Annotated in this window: 17 protein-coding genes; 4 read left to right on the top strand and 13 right to left on the bottom strand. The window is 61.0% G+C overall.

The features are described from left to right. Positions 1-61: 61 nt before the first annotated feature. Entirely contained in the window at positions 62-2,098 is a 2,037-nt protein-coding gene (gene fliD / locus ACTJK6_RS09705; RefSeq protein ID WP_440838864.1) for a flagellar filament capping protein FliD, read from the top strand. A 37-nt stretch (positions 2,099-2,135) separates the two neighbouring features. Here fliD and ACTJK6_RS09700 read toward each other — a convergent pair whose 3' ends face one another. The 13 genes from ACTJK6_RS09700 to ACTJK6_RS09640 all read right to left on the bottom strand — a co-directional run bounded on the left by ACTJK6_RS09700 (position 2,136) and on the right by ACTJK6_RS09640 (position 15,144). Then, positions 2,136-2,411 (bottom strand): hypothetical protein, encoded by a 276-nt coding sequence (locus ACTJK6_RS09700; RefSeq protein ID WP_260801740.1) that lies wholly within the window; start codon positions 2,409-2,411, stop codon positions 2,136-2,138. Between the two features lie 95 nt (positions 2,412-2,506). Then, positions 2,507-3,331: a hypothetical protein gene (locus tag ACTJK6_RS09695; RefSeq protein ID WP_440838863.1), complete on the bottom strand. Its 825-nt coding sequence runs from the start codon at positions 3,329-3,331 to the stop codon at positions 2,507-2,509. A 450-nt stretch (positions 3,332-3,781) separates the two neighbouring features. Beyond that, positions 3,782-4,087, bottom strand: a complete 306-nt coding sequence (locus ACTJK6_RS09690) for a hypothetical protein (RefSeq protein ID WP_260801742.1) — start codon at positions 4,085-4,087, stop codon at positions 3,782-3,784. Positions 4,088-4,178: 91 nt separating this feature from the next. Beyond that, entirely contained in the window at positions 4,179-4,880 is a 702-nt protein-coding gene (locus ACTJK6_RS09685; protein ID WP_440838862.1) for a DUF3304 domain-containing protein, read from the bottom strand. 84 nt (positions 4,881-4,964) lie between these two features. Then, positions 4,965-5,240 (bottom strand): hypothetical protein, encoded by a 276-nt coding sequence (locus tag ACTJK6_RS09680; protein ID WP_440838861.1) that lies wholly within the window; start codon positions 5,238-5,240, stop codon positions 4,965-4,967. Positions 5,241-5,290: 50 nt separating this feature from the next. Then, complete coding sequence (locus ACTJK6_RS09675; RefSeq protein WP_440838860.1) at positions 5,291-6,541, bottom strand: hypothetical protein; 1,251 nt, start codon at positions 6,539-6,541, stop codon at positions 5,291-5,293. A 27-nt stretch (positions 6,542-6,568) separates the two neighbouring features. Next, positions 6,569-8,809, bottom strand: a complete 2,241-nt coding sequence (locus tag ACTJK6_RS09670; protein ID WP_440838859.1) for a T6SS phospholipase effector Tle1-like catalytic domain-containing protein — start codon at positions 8,807-8,809, stop codon at positions 6,569-6,571. 1 nt (position 8,810) lies between these two features. Beyond that, positions 8,811-9,332, bottom strand: coding sequence for a DUF3304 domain-containing protein (locus ACTJK6_RS09665; RefSeq protein WP_440838858.1), 522 nt, complete (start codon positions 9,330-9,332; stop codon positions 8,811-8,813). A gap of 27 nt (positions 9,333-9,359) precedes the next feature. Further along, entirely contained in the window at positions 9,360-9,887 is a 528-nt protein-coding gene (locus tag ACTJK6_RS09660; RefSeq protein WP_440838857.1) for a DUF3304 domain-containing protein, read from the bottom strand. A 27-nt stretch (positions 9,888-9,914) separates the two neighbouring features. Further along, on the bottom strand, positions 9,915-10,322 hold the full coding sequence (locus ACTJK6_RS09655) for a DUF3304 domain-containing protein (protein ID WP_440839303.1): 408 nt from the start codon (positions 10,320-10,322) through the stop codon (positions 9,915-9,917). A 122-nt stretch (positions 10,323-10,444) separates the two neighbouring features. Then, the gene (locus ACTJK6_RS09650; RefSeq protein ID WP_440838856.1) at positions 10,445-11,317 is read right to left on the bottom strand and encodes a DUF4123 domain-containing protein; all 873 of its coding nucleotides are present in this window, start codon (positions 11,315-11,317) and stop codon (positions 10,445-10,447) included. 31 nt (positions 11,318-11,348) lie between these two features. Next, positions 11,349-14,228 (bottom strand): type VI secretion system Vgr family protein, encoded by a 2,880-nt coding sequence (locus tag ACTJK6_RS09645; RefSeq protein WP_440838855.1) that lies wholly within the window; start codon positions 14,226-14,228, stop codon positions 11,349-11,351. 148 nt (positions 14,229-14,376) lie between these two features. Continuing rightward, on the bottom strand, positions 14,377-15,144 hold the full coding sequence (locus tag ACTJK6_RS09640) for a hypothetical protein (protein ID WP_440838854.1): 768 nt from the start codon (positions 15,142-15,144) through the stop codon (positions 14,377-14,379). A 261-nt stretch (positions 15,145-15,405) separates the two neighbouring features. Here ACTJK6_RS09640 and ACTJK6_RS09635 point away from each other — a divergent pair, with 261 nt between their 5' ends. From ACTJK6_RS09635 to ACTJK6_RS09625, 3 genes are read left to right on the top strand one after another with little or no spacing between them, the layout of a single operon-like run. Beyond that, positions 15,406-16,263, top strand: a complete 858-nt coding sequence (locus ACTJK6_RS09635) for a M15 family metallopeptidase (RefSeq protein WP_232039413.1) — start codon at positions 15,406-15,408, stop codon at positions 16,261-16,263. Positions 16,264-16,288: 25 nt separating this feature from the next. Continuing rightward, on the top strand, positions 16,289-16,558 hold the full coding sequence (locus ACTJK6_RS09630) for a PAAR domain-containing protein (RefSeq protein WP_024978961.1): 270 nt from the start codon (positions 16,289-16,291) through the stop codon (positions 16,556-16,558). Positions 16,559-16,569: 11 nt separating this feature from the next. After that, the gene (locus tag ACTJK6_RS09625) at positions 16,570-18,027 is read left to right on the top strand and encodes a hypothetical protein (protein WP_440838853.1); all 1,458 of its coding nucleotides are present in this window, start codon (positions 16,570-16,572) and stop codon (positions 18,025-18,027) included. Positions 18,028-18,071: the final 44 nt, after the last annotated feature.

The following is an 18,071-nucleotide window of genomic DNA, read 5'->3' as shown; positions in this document are numbered from 1 at the left end:
CGGGGCTGCGCTGCCGTCACATTGTGGAGATTGTGAAGAAAGCGTTTGCGCGCGTCCGACCATGGCCACCTCGTCCACGAGCAACAACTACATTCCGCCGATCTCCGTTCCGGGCATCGGTACGAACATCGACGTCAACAGCCTTGTCACGAAGCTGATCCAGGCCGAAAGCAAGGGCATGACGCTGCGACAGACGCAGCAGAAGGCGTTTCAGACGCAGTTGTCGGCGGTCGGCTCGCTCAAAAGCGCCCTGGCGACCTTCCAGACGGCGATGGCCGCCCTGAATAACCCGGATACGTTTACCGGCAACAAGGCCAGCGGACACGACACGTCGATCCTCACGGCCTCGCTGTCCAACACGGCGCCGGCCGGCACGTATCAAGTCAACGTGACGCAGCTTGCGCAGGCGCAGGTACTGTCAGCCGCCGGGCAGGCGTCGAGCAAGACGCCCATCGGCAGCGGCACGCCCACTACGCTCACGTTTTCATTCGGCAGTGTCTCGGGCGGCAGCTTTGCCGACGGCAAATACACCGGCGCCACTTTCACGCAGAACGGCAACCAGGCCGGCGGCTCGATCACCATCGACCCGTCGAACAACACGCTCGCCGCCATCCGCGATGCCATCAACAGCGCCAACCTGGGCGTTTCGGCCAGCATCGTCAACGACGGCAGCAATTCGCCGTACCGGCTGGTGCTGACGTCCACCGCCGGCGGCGCCAATTCGGAGATGAAGATTGCCGTCTCGGGCGACCCTGCACTGCAATCCCTTCTGAGCCACGACCCGGCCGGCACGCAGAACATGACCGAGGTCGCCACGGGCCGCAACGCCATGGTTACCGTCAACGGCATCGCCGTGCAAAGCGCCACCAACACGCTGACGGACGTGGTGGACGGCACCTCGTTCACGCTCGCCAAGACGGGCAGCACGACCGTCACGGTCGGCAGCGACGCCGGCCAGGCCAGCCAGTCGGTACTCAACTTCGTCAAGGCGTACAACGCGCTGCGCATCCAGCTCAATGCGTTGACCAAGTTCGATACCGCCAATGCCGCCAACAACGGCGCGCTGGCCGGCGACGTCAGCACCAAGGCGATGATCAACCAGCTGACCGACGTGCTGGGCCAAGGCATCGGCAACGGCGCGCTCCAGTCGTTGGGCAGCATTGGCGTAACGATGGACAAGGAAGGCACGCTGTCGATTGACGACGCGAAGCTCACAGCGGCCCTGAAGAAATCGCCCAGCCAGGTGGCAGCGCTGTTTGCCGGCACCGGCACGGCGACGGATTCATTGCTGAAAGTTTCGGCGTTTTCAACGACCACGCAGGCCGGCAGCTACGCCGTCAATGTCACCCAGCTGGCCACGCAAGGCTCGCTCAAGGGCTCGGCGGCTGCCAACACGACCATCCAGAGCGGCGTGAACGACAGCCTGTCGGTCACGCTCAGCGGCATCACGACCAACATCAAGGTGCCCGCCGGCAGCTACACCGCATCGAGCCTGGCCACGCAGATCCAGAGCCAGATCAACGCTTCGCCCGACCTGCAGAAAGCCAAGGTGGAAGTCGCCATCGGCACCGATGCCAACGGCGTGCTGACGTTCACCGACAAGCAATACGGCTCGGTATCGACGGTGTCAGTGTCAGGGAATGGCGCCGCGTCGCTGCTGGGCGGCAGCCCAACGGCCACGGCCGGACGCGATGTACAAGGCACCATCAACGGCGCCGCCGCCACGGGTTCGGGCCAGAACCTGTACGGCGCCAGCGGATCGGCCGTCGATGGCCTGACGGTGCAAGTGACCGGCGGCGCGTTGGGCGACCGCGGCACCGTCACCGTGCAGCGGGGCTACGCGGCGCAACTGCATACCGTGTCGGGCAACTTGCTGTCGAACAATGGCATGGTGCAGAACGCCAGCGACGCAATCAACAGCTCGATCACCTCGCTCGGCAAGCAGATCGATCTGATGCAGAAGCAGCTCGATGCCAAGCAGGCGCTCTATTACGCGCAGTTCAATGCGCTGTCGAAGGTGGTGGCCAGTATGACGAATACGAGCAATTACCTGGCGACGCAGTTGGCGATGTTGCAGAAGCAGCGGACGGGGGGCTGATCGCGCCTTGGCGCATCCGCTGCGGCCATTTGCCTGGTTACTGCTGCGGCTTTCCCCACAACGGGTTCTTGTTATCCGAACCCAGCACCTGGGCGAGCACTTCTGCATCGCCATCGCGAGCCACCGGGGCACTCTTGCGCGCGCGGGTGACCTTGCCCCGCTTGCCGTGCTTCTTTGCGTGCACGGCCTTCTTGATTCCGCTTTGCGGGGCATTGCCTGAGGTCGGCACGGTGGAGGTGTGCTGGGCACAGATGCCTGTGGTCATCCAGGCGGTGGTGAGGAGGGCTACGGCGAGTTTGTATTGCACGTTCATGTGAGAAAGCTGACTGATTTAGTAATTGGAAAGGCGAACGCATGAGCATGTCGTATCAGCGAGTCCATGGCCTGCAAGCCATCCCCGGCGAACCATCATTTCGCGCTGGTATTGGGTGGCGGCGAAACAGGCTGATCACCGGATGTCTCGTCCGGATTGCGATAGCTGGTGTCAATGCTATAGCCCTGAACCTTCAGCTTTTGCTCTGCGCCGGCCCGCTCTGCACGCATCTGTCGTTGCAAGCCGGGAAAGAGGTCACGCCAATGTGGGCGGTCCTGCTCGTTGAACGCGTTGCGCCAATAATTGGCGTAGCCCTCCAGCTTGATCTTGACGAAGTACGCGCCCGGTTCATCCACTTTCATGCGCTTCGAGTCCCTCGACATCTGAACGTCCATGTAGACCCCGTTGAGGTAAAAGCGCCACGAGGTCATGTCGGGGAGTTTCATCCAGTCTTCGAGGCCAGGCAAATAGCCTGGATCCAGTGAATCGACCCCTTGGTCTTTTACGAGTCGATAGCGGAAGGCTTCGACACCGGACAACCGAGGATTCTCTGGGTATATCCACCGCTTCCAGCCCGCCTGCTGAATTCGCTTGAGCATTTCGTAGAACTGCAGACGTGCTTGGTCGTGCGCAACGTTATTTCGCGGGGGAATGCCAAGGCTAATGCTGTAGTCATAGATACCCTCGTCGGCGTGGGCCTTGTCGAACGAACCCGAGACACCCAACGCCGTGTCGAGGCGCACCTCGCTCTTTTGATTCTTGATAACGACCGTACCTTGCGAGCTGTCAGGCCAATCCACCGCATAGAACGTCACGCCATAGGCCTGCTCATTCTTGTTGTCAACATCCACGGCCTTGCCATAACGCCCAATGAGCGCCTGCGGCGACTCGCCTATCTCGATCTCAATACTTTGCGGCATCACTGTTTTGCTGGATGACTTAGTGGTGGAAGAAGGCTGGCACCCCATGACCAGGAGCGCGGCCAGCGTTGCGAGAAGACACGAAACCGTGCGGCGTATTTGAAACATCATCGTGCAGGGGCTGTTTGATTGGATCCGCGAGAAGCAGATTGTGACGATGGTGGTGCAGGCCTCAGCAGCAATGCCGTACTCAGATAGCCGTCGGTGGTTTGTTCGCTGCGGGGGATCCTAACGGCCCGTCTGCAGAGGCGGGAAACACCGTGGAAAATACGTACGCCGACAACGCATGCCGAAGCATCTTCAATCCGGATCCAACCGTGTTACACATGACTTGGGACTGTTGTTCTCGAAGAATGTACTGATCAGTCGTTTTCGTTGCGCGTCCACTCGAAGGTTGAGGAACGCGTCGCCACAGCGGGGATGGCGCTCAACGAAATCGTTCCGCTTTCGTCAGAAGGTGAAAACGCGGTAGATCTTGTAAACGCCCTGCCCCTCGTCAATCGACCAGAACGCGAAGCCCTGTCGTCCACTGAAATCGTAGTCGCCTGCCGCTAGGTGAATTGCCTTTTCAGTTTGGGTGGCAATTGTTGCGCTGCGAATGCCGGCCGGAGTTCGCAACTCGTAGTAGATGTCGCTACCTCGTATTTCGATTGTGGCGTTGGTGAGTTGATCGGGCGAAATCGCAATGGAGTCGGTTGCCGATGCGGCGTGCTGGGTCGCAAAGAAAAGCGCAAACGCTGTCGCTATGCGGCGCATGCAACTTGTCGTGTGGGAACGCAAAGGAGGCTGTTTAGCGGGACATCTTGTCCGATTCCCGGCGGCTGCCGAGTGTACGGTGGTATATGGATCAGCCTTGGATATGGTTGTAGCCAGGTGGTGTAGTCGCGTCTCGCTTGACACCGGGCGCGATCTCGTCGGGCAAAAGTGGTATCGGTTCCGCCGGCGCCTGAGGGGGTGGCGGTGCATCCTTCAACGCGCGCATCTCCTCTTGAAGCCGGGCCCGTCCCGCCGCTTGCGCTCGGGCGCGCTCTTCTTTCAGCTGAGCCGCACGTCGGCTTGGCTCGAAATGAAAGTCGGCCGGCTTAACCGGATAGGCCGGGCCCGGATAATCAGGATGACCAGCGCCCTTACTGGAAACGATGAGTCGAACCCTATTTTCAGGCAGGAAATGCACGTGTAGCGTGCCGGTTTCTACGTACTTTTCGATTGGAACAACAGCTTCGTGCCAGTGCGGCTTTACCGCGTCGCCTGTCGCATTCGGGTCAGAACTGGACGTTGTCCACTTCACCGTGGCAGTGAAGCCCGGGCGCCATGTTTCGGGGTATGCGACGCAACAGACAAATTTGCCTCCGCCGCCGTACGCGAACGAATTGCCCGCCCAAGTTCCATCCACGTAGAACTGGTGGATATAGTCGGGAGTGTGGTTGTACGAAGTGATGCTAGCCGCTACCTCGTCAGCCGTTGGTGCAGGCTTAGTGGTGCACGCCGTCAGTACACAAAACGCAGTTGAAGCGATGGCCGCTGCGCGTAGGCATCTCCAGGTTTTCATAGCGTTTCTTTGCGGACCGGTGAGATCAGGATCAAGGTTCTTTCCCCGGCGGCACCGCGCCGCACATCCGACTACAAACCGCCATTACTGCTGCGGCTTCCCCCACAACGGATTCTTGCTATCCGAGCCGAGCACTTGGGCGAGCACTTCTGCATCGCCATCACGCGCGATTGCAGTGTTCTTGCGCGCACGGGCGCTCTTGGCACGCTTGCCGTGCTTCTTTGCGTGCACGGCCTTCTTGATTCCACTTTGCGGGGCATTGCCCGCTGCCGGCGCGGTGGAGGTGTGCTGGGCGCAGATGCCTGCGCTCATCCAGGCGGTGGTCAAGAGGGCTACGGCAAGTTTGTATTGCAGGTTCATTGGAGAGAGTCAGGTTGTTTTAGGGTTGAATTCACAACGACGTCGCCGGGTCATCCGGAAAACGCGTCAAAGTTTTTCTGGTTGGTGTTGTCACAAATCCGGTCTGCCCGTACGCCTACGGGGACGCCCGTGGAGACCGTTCTCTGGTCTCCGCCGAGAAGGTTCTGTGTCTGAAACTGCTCCGCAGCAACGACGCCACCGTCCAAAAAATACAATCGAACGTTACGGACAGATGCTTGCATAGCCCGTGACGTCGTCCCTTGAAAGGCGGGAACGCTTACGCTTGCCTCGTGCCAACGGGCCGGATCGTCCAGCGTCTGCCAGCGCACTGCAAGCGGCGCTTGGATGTCCAGCAGCGCACTGCCGACAAAACTCGAACGTCGACCGCACGGCCCTTCAAAAACGCGCTCATTGTCAGTTCCAATCACCAGAGTCTGACCATCGATCTCGAGTCTCGCCAAACCTCGCGGGTATTGATCGGACAGATAGAAGGACACGACATTGCCCAATCGGCCCTGTAGTTCGTCCAATTTCGATGCGTCCAATCTACCTAGCGCTGGCGCGACATCCACATGATCGTAGTAATGAAAGTACTGATACACCAGCAAATCGCTCTCGCGAAGGTCCGACGGAAGTCTGCCGAGATCTGGGTACGGGCGTAGCAGCAGTGGGCGCGGGCGTACCGCTACAGGTTGTCCTGCCTCGTCCGTATCGGCGTAGGCGTACGAATGCTCGCCCTCACCCAGGCGGCTTCCCGCATATGGAAAACGCCCCTGGTTGACGTCGTCTTCCTGAGGATGACGAATGAAGCCGGCAAACCTTGCCTCTGGCCCCGACAGCAACGGCATACGCGGCCATGAACCTGCGCCTGTCTGAGCGCTGCCTACTGCAAGCCACAACGGTCTTCCGCTGAAGTTGACATGCAGTTCGCGGATGTCTGGGTGCGCTTCACTGAACCACCTTCGCGCTGTGTCCTGCATTCCCGCCCCAATTGGAAGAACGCTCAACGCTGCAAGAGTCGGCAAGAACATGGCTGCATGCAACTTTGCCGGCAACGGCGTTGATGCACTGCGTCTATATGCAAGCCACGTCAATAGCAATGCCAAACACAACGGCAGACCAATTACCAGCGCGAGCAGGATCAGCAGCACCACGCCATAGTCGAGATTAGGCGTAAGAAGCGCGATCAAGCTAAGCGTGATTAGCAGGATTGCGAGTGCTGCGCTGAGGGTGATGCCAAGCCGGTAAGGTTTTAGGGATAAATGCCGCAGGTCTCCTCCCGAAGCATCGGCACTATTCATAGCGCTACTTTAAAAAAGTTTTCTCGGTCACAGCCTTGGAATGCCGCCACCGGTAAAGCGATCTAGCGTGTCTTTCGCGCCACGAATAAGGGTCTCTTTACCGGCTTCCAAGATTTTGCCTGCGGCTTCCGCCGCCTTTTCCTCAGCGCTATGCGCAACGTCCTTGGCTTTATCCGTGATCTTGTCCGCGACTTTTCCCGGAATCTTGGAGGCCTTATTCCACGCCGCCTGCGCGCGCTCGCTCATAGTTAGTGTTGGAGCAAAATGGGTTCGCCAGCGCAGATAACCCCACACAGAACTGAACTCGCGGCCTGATTTTTCCAGTGGTAGAGAGCCGTCCTTCAAATACCGGTCCAAGTCGGTGCGGTCCTGACCGACCAGCAGCGGCGGATATATATCGCCCTCCCCACCCTCGTCGACCGGCGCGAAGCGCTTGCGCACCCCCTCCGGATCTCGCGCGGATGCCGCATTGATCTCGGCCCACTGGGCTTTCCACTCGGCGTCCTTGCGCTTGAGATCTTCCAGGCGAGCCTTTTGCTGGCGCTTCCAGACTTCTTCGTTGGTGGCGCCGGTTGGCTTGAACCAAGCACGTGAGTCGTGGACGTAGTCATCGAAAAATTTGACGATGCGGGCATCTAGCGGCGATGTGTCATTCCAGTATGACTTGACCTCCCTCCATTGCTTGACTTTCTCACCCCAGACGAACTGCTGGATCTCGGCAACCACCCCGCCCGGGCCCGGAACGTTCCGAAAAACCTTGCCCATCCAGCCATCCGAGTAGACGGGGGAGTTTTCCATCTCCGCCATGATCTTGGCTTCTTCGCGCAGCTCTTCGTTAGCACCGGCCAAATCTTGTGCACACTGGGCACTGAACTTTTGCGCTCGCTTGAAGAAGGGCTGATTCTCGAAGGCCTGCGCGCCCGCGTTCAACCGTAGGCGACGCCAACGCAGGTACAACCCGTATTGCACACGTGCAGCACCGGTCGTTCCTCCGCCGTGCTTGCGTATCAGTGGATTTACAGCATCGACGTAGTCGTTGTAGTCCTTGATGAGTTGCGGAGAAATAGTGAGGGCGTCCTTAAATTTCTGAGCAAGGTTTGCGGCAGCCGGATTCAACGGGACACCAGCCGCAACCGCTTCGCGGTACATCTTCGCCAACGTAACTTGGGACATCTTCGTGCTGTCATCGGGTGTCCCATCGGCACGGCAGCCGCGCCCTTGATCCCCTGGTTGATAGGCTCCTCCCACATCGGTATGGACCCCGGGGTAGGCCAACTCCAGACAGTTCTTGGACTCCGCCTTGTCGAGCGGGAACGAACCGCGTATCTCGTGTGACGAGATGAGATGCACTGTTCGCTCGACGTAACCCGGGATGCGCAGGAACTCTTCGTTACCCCAACCGCCATGGCCGCTGGCGATCATGAAGCTTTGGGCGAAGCCCACCGACGCTACGGTGTCGAATATGCCGAGAAAATCCACGCTGACCTTTACGCCAGCCAGCGTCATGTCCTTGCCTAGGGCATCCTCCAGCCAGCTGCAAAAAACACGTGCCTCGGCTGCGCCCCGGGAGAATCCGAACACGTAAAGTCGAATCTTCGTCAGCGTCGGCTTGCGACCATCGATCAGTGGTTTGAGCTTTTGCTCAACAAACTCTCGGCGACGCGCCAGCTCTTGCCGGCGAGCCTCATGGTTGGGGGCAAGCGTGGCGGTGTCCAAGGTTCCGGCCAGCGTACCAAACGTGCCAGCGTTGTTGAGTTCATCAACTTCGTCGCTGCCAGCAGAAGCGCGAAGGTGTACTGGGAGGTTTACGTCGGTGGATATCTTTTTGATGAGCTTTAGATCGTCAGTACCCATGTCGGCACTAAGATCACGAATGTAGTAGTACCGATATAGCGCATCGGTAATTTTTAGCAGCGCCCAATTGATACGTGCCTCGCCCCCCCACCCCGAACCAAGGCCCGCACGCGCATCATAGCCGCGGCCTGTGTCTCCAATCTCCCGCTGGAATGGCGTCCCGATGCCGGGCACATAGAAACGCACTTGCTCTGGTGTCACCTGAAAAATGTCGAATAACCTCGCCACGTTGCTATGCGCCCGCTTAGGGGAGTCACGGTCTTTATTGTTGTTCGTGCCATCAAAGAAGAACCCGATACGGAATTCCTGCGTGCATTGCCCTGAGGATGCGTCCATATTGCTTGCCATGCACCGTCCCTTCTCGTCTACGCTCAGAGAGAAGGGATTCGGATCAAGCTGTTCGAGTTCGGCCATCTCATTGCTCCTGATCGCTGCGTGTTACACGCTCCGGATAAAACTTAGCTGCGCACGCTTTGTCTGCCATGCAAACATCGAACGGAAGCTTCCACTTCGCAGGGAAATTCGAGTGGCCGGGGCCATAGCTGGATGCGATAGCTTTGATCGTGTTGTCCGGTAGGAATGCGAGCCACAAGTCCGACGGACGGTCATTTTTCAAATCATACGGTTCGATCCCCACCTGCTCCTTATACAGCGCATCGTGATCCTTGCGATACAAGGTGTCGTCCTGCCATTCGACTTCGACTGTCAAGCCCGCATGCCACTCGGCAGGCAGACCAACTGATCCAGCGACACTTGTGCCACCTGCATGGCTCGGCATTCCACCTACCCATATGCCATTTACATAAACGTCTCCAAGCGGTTCATCCCTGTAGTTGAGTACTTGGACCTGCAATCCAAGACCTTCGTCCTGCGACGCCGCTTGTGCTTGCTGCGAGGGCTTGCAGCCGGTAGCGAGCAGCACCAACACGAGTGCCATCCATGTTCGTATTTTCATAAGCATTCTTTATGGGTTACCGCTGTTGGGGGCGAGTGGGACGCGCTGCGGATAAAACTTGGCGGTACACACTGAATTCGCCCTACAAGCGTCTTCCGGATACCTCCAATCCGCGGGAAACTTCAAATGCCCCGGCCCGTAGCTGGACGCTATGGCTTTCAAATTGTTGCCTGGCATGAATGCAAGCCACAGCACAGCAGGATGGTCGTTTGTCACGTCGTACGGCTCAACCGGTACCTGCGCCTTGTACGAAGCATCGCGGTCTTTCCGATAGAGGGCATCGTCCTGCCATTCGACGTCCACCGTCAGCCCCGCGTGCCACTTGGCCGGTAGACCAACTGAACCGGCGACGCCGAAGCCTCCTGCGTGGCTTCGCATACCTCCAGCCCATATCCTGTTCACATACACATCTCCGAGGGGCTCATCCATGTAATTCAGAATCCGAACCTGTAGCGCAAGGTCTTCACTTTGTGAAGCCACCTGTGCCTGCCGCAAGGGCTTGCAGCCGGTAGCCAGCACCACCAACACGAGTGCCATCCATGTTCGTATTTTGATAACCATTGTTTATGGGTTACCGCTTCTGGTCGGTGCGCGCTGCCGATAAAACTTGGCCGCACATGCTGGGTCCGCCATGCAAACGTCATATGGAAACTTCAGCCCCCCCGGAAACTTTGGGTTGTGAGGCGTATAGCGCGACGCAATCGCTCTTATCTTGTTGCTAGGCATAAACGCTAACCACAACGTAGCTGGCTCCCCCGTTTCGTAGGGCTCCACTGACACCTGCGTCTTGTGCAGAGCATCATGGTCTTTTCTATACAGAGTGTCGTCCTGCCATTCAACTTCGACTGTTAGGCCGGGGTGCCACTTTGCAGGCAAGCCAACCGATCCCGCGACGCTTGTGCCTCCTGCATGGCTGGACATACCACCTACCCAGATGCCATTTACATACACGTCCCCAAGCGCTTCATCCATGTAGTTGAGCACTTGGACCTGCAATCCAAGATCTTCATCTTGTGGCGCCGCTTGTGCTTGCTGCGAGGGCTTGCAGCCGAGGGCAAGTAGCGCCAACAAAAGCGCCACCCATGTTCGCGCTTTCATGACGATGCCGTCGTAACTTCGGATGGCACCGGTTGCTGTTGCGACTCGAGCAATCCTGCTTCAGTCAATGCATGAGCGACAAGCCGAAAAGCTTTCGCATCGTGCTCCACTTCGGTCGCGTCAAACGATTCAAATACTGACCGAATGCACGCATGCGCTTGGGATGGCGTGCCAACAAGTGTGCCGAACCAATGCGCATTGGTCTGGATGAGCCGCAGGACGCCATCTGGGCGAGCCAGTGCGGCAAACCGGGCCATTTGATGGCGAGTAAAAACGTAGGGGGCATCGGTCGGTTCGAGTGCCCCTGCATCAGTGGTGCCGACGTGCTGCAGAGCGCCGTCACGCGAAAAATACCACCATTGCAAACCGCCGAGAAAGCGTGTGCGCTGCGCGTCATCAAACACCTGCAACAACATATCGAGCGCGCGCGTGTCCGCAAAGCGAATGAGAAACATCTCCCCGTCAGGGTCAACCGCTTTCATTTGGTTGATGAGATGTGCGTATGGGTCGCATGTTGATACGCTTGATTGCAGAAAGCTCAACATGGGGTTGCCCGATGTCTCGCGCAAAGCGATATCAAGAAAGGCGCGCCGCTCGATCGAATGGTCTGGAATGCGGATGATGGAAGGTGCGATTTCTGCCAAACCGGGCCCTTCATACCGGCCGGCGTAGAGCGATTGAGGTTGTAGCGTCGGAAACCTTGAGTAAAGCCGCTTTGCGAGACCGGTATCGAATGCGTTGTCAATCAAGGCGTAAACGTTCGCTTCCGGCAATGCAGCGAGCAATCGCTCCAGAGCCCCGTCAGGAAAATCATCAATCCATGCTGGATTGGCTGAGCTCAAGCGCTGAGCCTGGTAACGAGTCGCCATACCGCCAATGCTGTTTAGGTCAAGGGCCACGTCAGCCGTTCATGTTGCCAAGCGGATGGCCACCCGCCATCGCTCGCAGCATGCATTCGACGCAGATACTCTGCGGAAAGGACGGCAACGGATAGTTGCTGTTCACCGGCCCCTCAAACACCCGCTGCGCCGCCTTATACGTAATCGCCCCCGCACACTCCACGGTGATATTCCCACCTTCGAGCGTGATCGACGCCCCGGCGGCCGTGGCGATGCGGATGCGCTTGGCGGCCGCAAAATCCACATTCATATTGGCCGACACCAGCTTCAGATCCTGCTTGGCCATCAGCTTGAGCACGTCGTGCTGTGCCTGCACATCGATGTTGTCTTGCCCCGCGGTGAGCTGCAGGCCGATGTTGTTGTCACCTGCCTTCGACAAACCGGCAGCCACGCCGACTGCCTGGCCGGCGTGCATGCGTGCCTGCTTGCCGATGGCGAGGTTGGTGTCTTGGCCGCTGCCCAGCGCGATGCTTTCGCCGTTGGCGAGCTGTAGGTCTTGCCCCGCCACCATGACGAGGCCCGCTCGGCCTGCGAGGTGCGCGATGGCCTCGCCCTGATGCGGCACCTTGCCTTGCGTGGTGGTGTTGCCGGCGCTGGCGTCTTGCTTGGCGGCGTCGAGCGCCTTGCCGTCGACCATGCCGGCCACCGCCTTGGCTTGCTTGGCCAGCGGGGCATCGTCGTTCTTGGCGGTGTCGAGCGCGGCGGTCTGATGGGTGACCGCCCCTTGCCCAAGCGATGACGTCAATTCCTTGGCTTGCTTGATCAGCGCAATGCCCGCAGCGTTGTCGCCGGTGGGCACTGCTTTGCCGTTGCTGGCGTCGCGATAGGTGGTCAGCAGCAGGCCGGCCTGGCCGCGCACGGCGGCGTGGCCATCGGTGCGCAGCTCAAAGCCCTGGCCACGGAAACTGCCGCGCCGGTTGTCTTGCTGATGGACGAGATGCCCGAGGTTGAGCTGGCTGAATTGCTGCGTGGTGGCGAGCTGCGTGCGCAACTGGCCGTCGCTATCGTCAAAAACGAGGTGGTTGTAGCCGCTGCCGCCGTGTTCCGCGCTCTTGAAGCCGGTGTGAGCGGCGGCGTTGCGGTGGCCTTCAGCCTCCGTGCCCATGCCGTGCCACGCGGGGCTGTGGCCGCCGGCCACGTTGCCTTGCGCGCTTGCGGCGCTGTCGCTGCCTTGCTTGTAGAGGGCTGTGCTGTCGCTTTGGTCGGATGCGCCCTGCCCGCCCGGCGTGGGCGCAATGCCAGCCTCCCCTTGGCCGTTGTACAGCGAGCCGATCACGACCGGCTGGTCGATGTCGTCTTCGCTGAACTTGACGAGCACTTCCTGCCCGATGCGCGGCAGCCATTGCCAGCCCATGCCGGAGCCGGCCTGCCGCTGCGCAACGCGCACCCAGCGCGTGCTGCGGTCATCCGCGCGCTCGCCTTGTTGCCAGGGAAACCGCACGCGGATTTCACCTGCGGGGGTAGCGTGGTGTTCGCCGTCTCCGCCGGCTTGGGTCTGGCCGTCCGGGCCGACCACGATGGCGCTGTGCACGCCTTGCGCGGTGGGCGCGGCGTAGAGGCGGCCGCAATCCGGTTCTGTCACGGCCGGGCGCCAGGGCCTGCGTGCGTCGCTTGCGCGGAACATTCCGGCATAGCCGTGCGTGCGTGCTGCCTTGAGCAACTCGCCAGTCGGCGTGCTGCGTTCGATGGGGCCTTCTGCTTCCTGGAAACCGAAGATGCCGGGGCCGGACTCCGGCGCGCTAGGCGGCGTATCGAATTCCAGCGCGGCATCGAGCCCGCCCAAACGCTGGCTGAGCGCGTTGTGCGTATCAACGGTCAGGTTGTTGATGCCGCAGTGCTCGACCAAATCCATCAATAGTGGATAGGCGCCTTCCACGTCTTGCGGCAGGTGCGGGCAATCCACCACCTGCAGCCGCGTGCCGCTGCGCAGCGTGCGCACCGTGCCACGCCCTGAAAACAGCAGCGCGCGGGCTTCCAGGCTTTCCATGACCTGTTCGACAATGCGTTGGGCGTTGGCGGAATCGGGTGCAAGCGATGGGCTGATCGACAGATACGCGTCCGGGCTGCCCGCGCTGGTAGCGAAGCGTGCGGGCGCGTGGGCTCGGGCGTTCTGCTTGCCTTCCGGGTCCCACGCGGCCACAGCTACCCCGCCTACCGTTGTCCGCGTGTGGCAAACCAGTTGCTGAATCGCGTCGCGCTCTTCCAGGCTGTGCGCGCGGTGGAAGCGGATACCGCCCGCCGCTGCCGATTCCGCATCTTCCTGCAGTTGCGTGCTGTCGGCAAAAATCACCAGCGTGTGACCGCCATGCGCCTGGTCGTCTTCCACCGTGGTGAAGCCGAGCCCCGCTTCGGCCAGCAGGCGCGTAACGAAGTGGTAGTCGGTCTCGCGAAACTGGGCGATGTGCGTGCGTGTACCAAAGTCGGCCATGCGTGCTTCGGCACCGGCCGCATAGCGCCACGAGGCGTACGGCTCGTACGGCGACAGCATCTGCTCAAAAATGTCCGCGAGCGGCCGGTTCTGGAACACCTGGCTGTGGCGCTGCTGTGTGGTCAACCAGAACCAGGGCACCACGGTCAGGCGATAGCGTGTGAGGCTCCCATCCGCGCCGAGCTTCTCGGCAAGCCGGATCAGGCCAGTGCGCTTGGTCTGCGTTCCGTCGGCCAGCGTCGTGACCAGCGTGACGCGCTCGCCCAGCAACGACTTGAGCGCGATGCGCGCATTGGCGCTGACGGCCACCACGCGCCATTCAAACAGCTCGGACAGCGCCTCCCGCCCGAGCCAGGCTTCGACCGCAAGGTCTGCAAGCGCCCCGTCCCCCTCCAGCGTGTATAGGCGGCGTGTGGGTGCGAAGAGGTTCTGAAGAAGGGTCGTGGCGTCCATTCGCTGTCCGGTGCTGCAACGCGTGGCGTATCACGGGGCGATTTCGTGAAACCAGCGCGGGCAATTACGAGGCAGCGCAATGTCGAGCATCGCACCCGCCTCCGCTCAATTACCCGGTTGTAAAAAAACCAACCGGGCAGTCGGGCGGCTATTGCCCTTTGTAAGTGGGTGAATTGGCGGGCTTATTGGCAGCATTCTGCGGCGCAAGCAAAGCGGCCAGCAGATCAGCGTCAGGATCATCAGGCGCCAATGTACCCTTTCGGTTCTTGGCGGCTTTGGCAGTTGAGTGCGCCTTCGGCTTTGTTGGCTGCTGCAGCGCCTTAAATGGCGTATTGGTCGATTTGGCCACCAGCTTGGCGGTTGCCGTTTTGCCTTCGTCGGTATCCGCCGTGGGGCTGGCAGACTTTACCGCCACGGAATGCGCCGCCGGCGCCTCATCATGCGCCTCCTTGGCCGGCGCGCTGGCAACCGACGCGTTATCGCTCTTCTCGCTCTTGTCGCTCGTGCGCTCCTCGCCCGGCGGAACGTTGACGATGGTGGCGGCTTGCACTTCCGCCACGGGCTCGCTTGCGGAAGCGACAGGCGCCGCAGTGGCCGTGTGAGCGGCTTCCGGCGCCGCTGCCTGCGTGGCTGCCGGCGATTGGGCGGCCGTCGGCGCGGGTTGTTCTGCCACCTGGGCGGGCGCGGATTCGCCGCTCGGATTCAGCATGATCCATGCGCCAATACCGGCGGCGAGCACCACAACCGCCGCTGCAACGCCATAGCGCTGCCCCGACTTTTTCGGTCCCTTGCCGCTGGCCGCGACGCGGCCTTCCAGGCTCGCCAGAATGCGCGTATGCCCGGCCTCATCGGTCTCGGATTCAGAATTGAAGAGCGTTGGAGGCCCTTCTTGTTTCAAATCGCCGTTATTACTCATCACGGGTCCAGAATTGAAATAGAATGCGCGGCGAACGTATGGATTACAAACAACCGCCGATTCCGGTGGTGGCTGCTGATTCTAAGTCTGGCCTTGCTGAAAGACAAATGATTGACGTAGGTTGCGGTATTTTCTTTATCGTTTCTTAATATTTCTGCGTAGTGAGCACCCGATTATTACCGTTTATTAATAATTTAGACTTCTAAATACAGATATAAATCTGGATGAATTGACGTAGGCGCCCACGCTCCGCAGGTCGGTATGGTTTTTCTCGCTCTTGTTCTCTACTTCGTTGCCATGGTGGTGGTGGCTGCCGTGCTGCTGCTGCCGTCGGTACGGCAGCGCTGCGCGGCGTTGCTGCGTGCCCAGTGGCGGCGCTTGAGCACGGGGGCGGCGGTGGTGGGCGCGCGCTCGGCAGGTTCGTTGCGCGAGTCGGTGGACAACGCAACGTCAGGGGTATCGGCGTTCAAGCAGTTCGTGGTGCGGCGGCGGATGTTGCTGCTCGGTGCACTGGGTGTGCTGTCGGTGCCGCCCATGCTGGCGCTGGCGCTGCGCGAGCAGCAGTCGTTCGAGTTCGATGACGATCAGGTGCGCGAACCGGATCCGCACATCTCGGCGCTGCTCAATGGCGAACGGCTGGTCCCGCCGCCGCCCTTGCCGCCCGAGGTGTTCACCACGCGTGAAGTCGAGCAGATCCGTCCGGCCATCCGCGATGCGAGCCGCGACTGGAACCTGCTCGACGCGGATTTCCGCCAGCGTTTGCTGCTTGTCTACAAGATCATGCGCGACGAACACGGATACGAGATGGCGCTGCTCGAAGGCTACCGAAGCCCCGAGCGGCAAGTGAAGCTGGCGGCGATGGGCAGCAATGTCACGCAGGCCACGGCGTTCCAGAGCTATCACCAGTACGGCCTGGCGGCGGACAGTGCGTTCTTCCGCGACGGCAAGCTGGTCATCAGCGAAAAAGACCCGTGGGCAATGCGCGGCTACGAGCTGTACGGCCAGACGGCGGAATCGGTCGGCCTGGTATGGGGCGGCCGCTGGAAGATGATGGATCTGGGCCACGTCGAGCTGCGCCGCAAGGGCGTGCTCGGCAAGCAGCCCGCACCAAGGCAATGACGATAGGACACATGGGGAGCATGCAATGACACGGCCCTTCATCCTGCTGGGTGACAAGACCGACCACGGCGGCGTGGTGATCACCGCATCGGGCAACACAAGCACCGGCGGCAAGGGCATCGCCTGCGTGGGCGACAAGGTGACCTGCCCGCGGAACGGCCACGGCGGCACGACCGTCATCGTGACGGGCGACCCGAACGTCATCATCGACGGCAAGCAGGCAGCGCGCCATGGCGATAAAACCGCCTGCGGCGCCACGCTCCTGTCCAGCCAGGGCAACACCGGCAGCATCTGAACGCGCACGACATGGTTGCAAGACTCTTCCGGTCCGGGCTGACGCTGCTCGCTGTCTTCGTGGTGGTGTGGATTGCCGTCATTGTGTGGTGGCAGTCCGTCAACCGCATGCCGACCACAGGCGACATCCTCACCTACCTGCTGTTGCTGCCGGTCGGCATGATCGTCGGCTATTGGGTCATCAAGCGCGCGCTGGATGGCATCCGCTCCAATGTGGTCGCGGGCCGCGAGCTGGCTGCTGCCACGCCGGCCGCCGCAGGCACCGACGCCAAAGCCGCTGACCCGCAAGACTCCACGCGCCAATGGCGCGCCGTGCTGCTGGCCAGCGCTCTGCGCGCGCCTGCAGGCAGTGATGCGGCATCGGTGGTGGACGCAGTGCAAGCCAACACGCAACCGGGCCTGACCGATGTCCAGGGCTTCGGCCAGCCGATCTTTGCAGCGCAAGTGGAAGGCATCGACATCGAAGACCTGCGCGCCGAGCTGGCCGAGCATCATCCTGACATCGACTGGCTGGACGAACGCCTGCGCGCCCTCTCGCTCGCTGGCCAGGTGGCCGAAGAGCTGGCCGCACATGCCGTTGCGCAGGTTCCGGAATCGACCGCCCCGGAAAGCACGCGACTGATCATCACCGCCCTGCTCCCGCGCGAGTGGACACCGCAGCATCAAGCCGCCGCCGATGGCTGGCTGCGCCAACGCATCGCGTTGATCTGGCCCGCAGACCGACTGACGCTGGAGCCCATCACCGCCAAGGGCGATGCCGATGCGCTGCTGCTGCTCGATCGCGCCACGCAAGGCGTGAACCGCGCCAGCGACGAGCGCGTGCTGCGCATGGTGGTGGTGGCGGATTCGCTGGTCGGCCCAAGCGCTGTTGAGCAACTGATGCAGCACGAGCAATTGTTCGAAGCCAATCGCCAACACGGCCGCGTGCCGGGCGAAGCCGCTGCGGGCGTGCTGCTGTGTGGGCCGGCCATGGCGCAAAGCCTGCTCCCGCCGGCGCTGGAAGGCGAAGCCGCTGCATCGGAGCCGTTCACGATCACGCGCGCCGGCGTGGCGCGGCTTGAATCGCCGACGCCCGATCGCGGCCAGCCGCAAACGCAGGCGCTGGGCGACGCCGTGGGCCACGTACTCGACACCTTGGCCGCCGCACCGGTCAAGGAAGCCGAAACCGCCGAAGGCAACCCAGCTGCAGAACCCATCACCGTTGCCGGCGTTGTCTCCGACACCGGCATGCACCCCGTGCGCACCGTCGAGGTGGCACGCGTGTTTTCCGAACGTTTCCCCGCGCTGGACCTTGCCGCAGATCTGCTGCCCGTTGGCACACCCTGCGGCTATGTGGGCGCCGCGGGCCCGCTGCTCTCGGTGGTGGTGGCGCACCAGTTGAGCCAGCAGACCGGCAAGCCGGTGCTGGCCATTACCGCCAACGACATCCAGCAGCGCGGGGCCATCGCGGTGGTGCCCAGCCTGACGTGACCTCGTTCCTGATTTCGATTCCGATTCTGTCTGTTCCCGAGCCG

Source organism: Ralstonia sp. 22086, from assembly GCF_052045975.1.
GTDB classification, from domain to species: domain Bacteria; phylum Pseudomonadota; class Gammaproteobacteria; order Burkholderiales; family Burkholderiaceae; genus Ralstonia; species Ralstonia wenshanensis.
Note: the sequence above shows the minus strand (reverse complement) of the source record. Positions and strands in the feature narration are given on the sequence as shown.

What these genes read in the sequence shown, in the direction of transcription:
- ACTJK6_RS09675 (WP_440838860.1), bottom strand. Translation starts at nt 6,541, where the DNA reads ATGAATAGTGCCGATGCTTCGGGAGGAGACCTGCGGCATTTATCCCTA.
- ACTJK6_RS09630 (WP_024978961.1), top strand. Translation starts at nt 16,289, where the DNA reads ATGACACGGCCCTTCATCCTGCTGGGTGACAAGACCGACCACGGCGGC.
- ACTJK6_RS09680 (WP_440838861.1), bottom strand. Translation starts at nt 5,240, where the DNA reads ATGAACCTGCAATACAAACTTGCCGTAGCCCTCTTGACCACCGCCTGG.
- ACTJK6_RS09690 (WP_260801742.1), bottom strand. Translation starts at nt 4,087, where the DNA reads ATGCGCCGCATAGCGACAGCGTTTGCGCTTTTCTTTGCGACCCAGCAC.
- ACTJK6_RS09695 (WP_440838863.1), bottom strand. Translation starts at nt 3,331, where the DNA reads ATGCCGCAAAGTATTGAGATCGAGATAGGCGAGTCGCCGCAGGCGCTC.
- ACTJK6_RS09670 (WP_440838859.1), bottom strand. Translation starts at nt 8,809, where the DNA reads ATGGCCGAACTCGAACAGCTTGATCCGAATCCCTTCTCTCTGAGCGTA.
- ACTJK6_RS09700 (WP_260801740.1), bottom strand. Translation starts at nt 2,411, where the DNA reads ATGAACGTGCAATACAAACTCGCCGTAGCCCTCCTCACCACCGCCTGG.
- ACTJK6_RS09665 (WP_440838858.1), bottom strand. Translation starts at nt 9,332, where the DNA reads ATGGCACTCGTGTTGGTGCTGCTCGCTACCGGCTGCAAGCCCTCGCAG.
- ACTJK6_RS09640 (WP_440838854.1), bottom strand. Translation starts at nt 15,144, where the DNA reads ATGAGTAATAACGGCGATTTGAAACAAGAAGGGCCTCCAACGCTCTTC.
- ACTJK6_RS09650 (WP_440838856.1), bottom strand. Translation starts at nt 11,317, where the DNA reads ATGGCGACTCGTTACCAGGCTCAGCGCTTGAGCTCAGCCAATCCAGCA.
- fliD (WP_440838864.1), top strand. Translation starts at nt 62, where the DNA reads ATGGCCACCTCGTCCACGAGCAACAACTACATTCCGCCGATCTCCGTT.
- ACTJK6_RS09625 (WP_440838853.1), top strand. Translation starts at nt 16,570, where the DNA reads ATGGTTGCAAGACTCTTCCGGTCCGGGCTGACGCTGCTCGCTGTCTTC.
- ACTJK6_RS09645 (WP_440838855.1), bottom strand. Translation starts at nt 14,228, where the DNA reads ATGGACGCCACGACCCTTCTTCAGAACCTCTTCGCACCCACACGCCGC.
- ACTJK6_RS09635 (WP_232039413.1), top strand. Translation starts at nt 15,406, where the DNA reads ATGGTTTTTCTCGCTCTTGTTCTCTACTTCGTTGCCATGGTGGTGGTG.
- ACTJK6_RS09655 (WP_440839303.1), bottom strand. Translation starts at nt 10,322, where the DNA reads ATGGATGAAGCGCTTGGGGACGTGTATGTAAATGGCATCTGGGTAGGT.
- ACTJK6_RS09685 (WP_440838862.1), bottom strand. Translation starts at nt 4,880, where the DNA reads ATGAAAACCTGGAGATGCCTACGCGCAGCGGCCATCGCTTCAACTGCG.
- ACTJK6_RS09660 (WP_440838857.1), bottom strand. Translation starts at nt 9,887, where the DNA reads ATGGCACTCGTGTTGGTGGTGCTGGCTACCGGCTGCAAGCCCTTGCGG.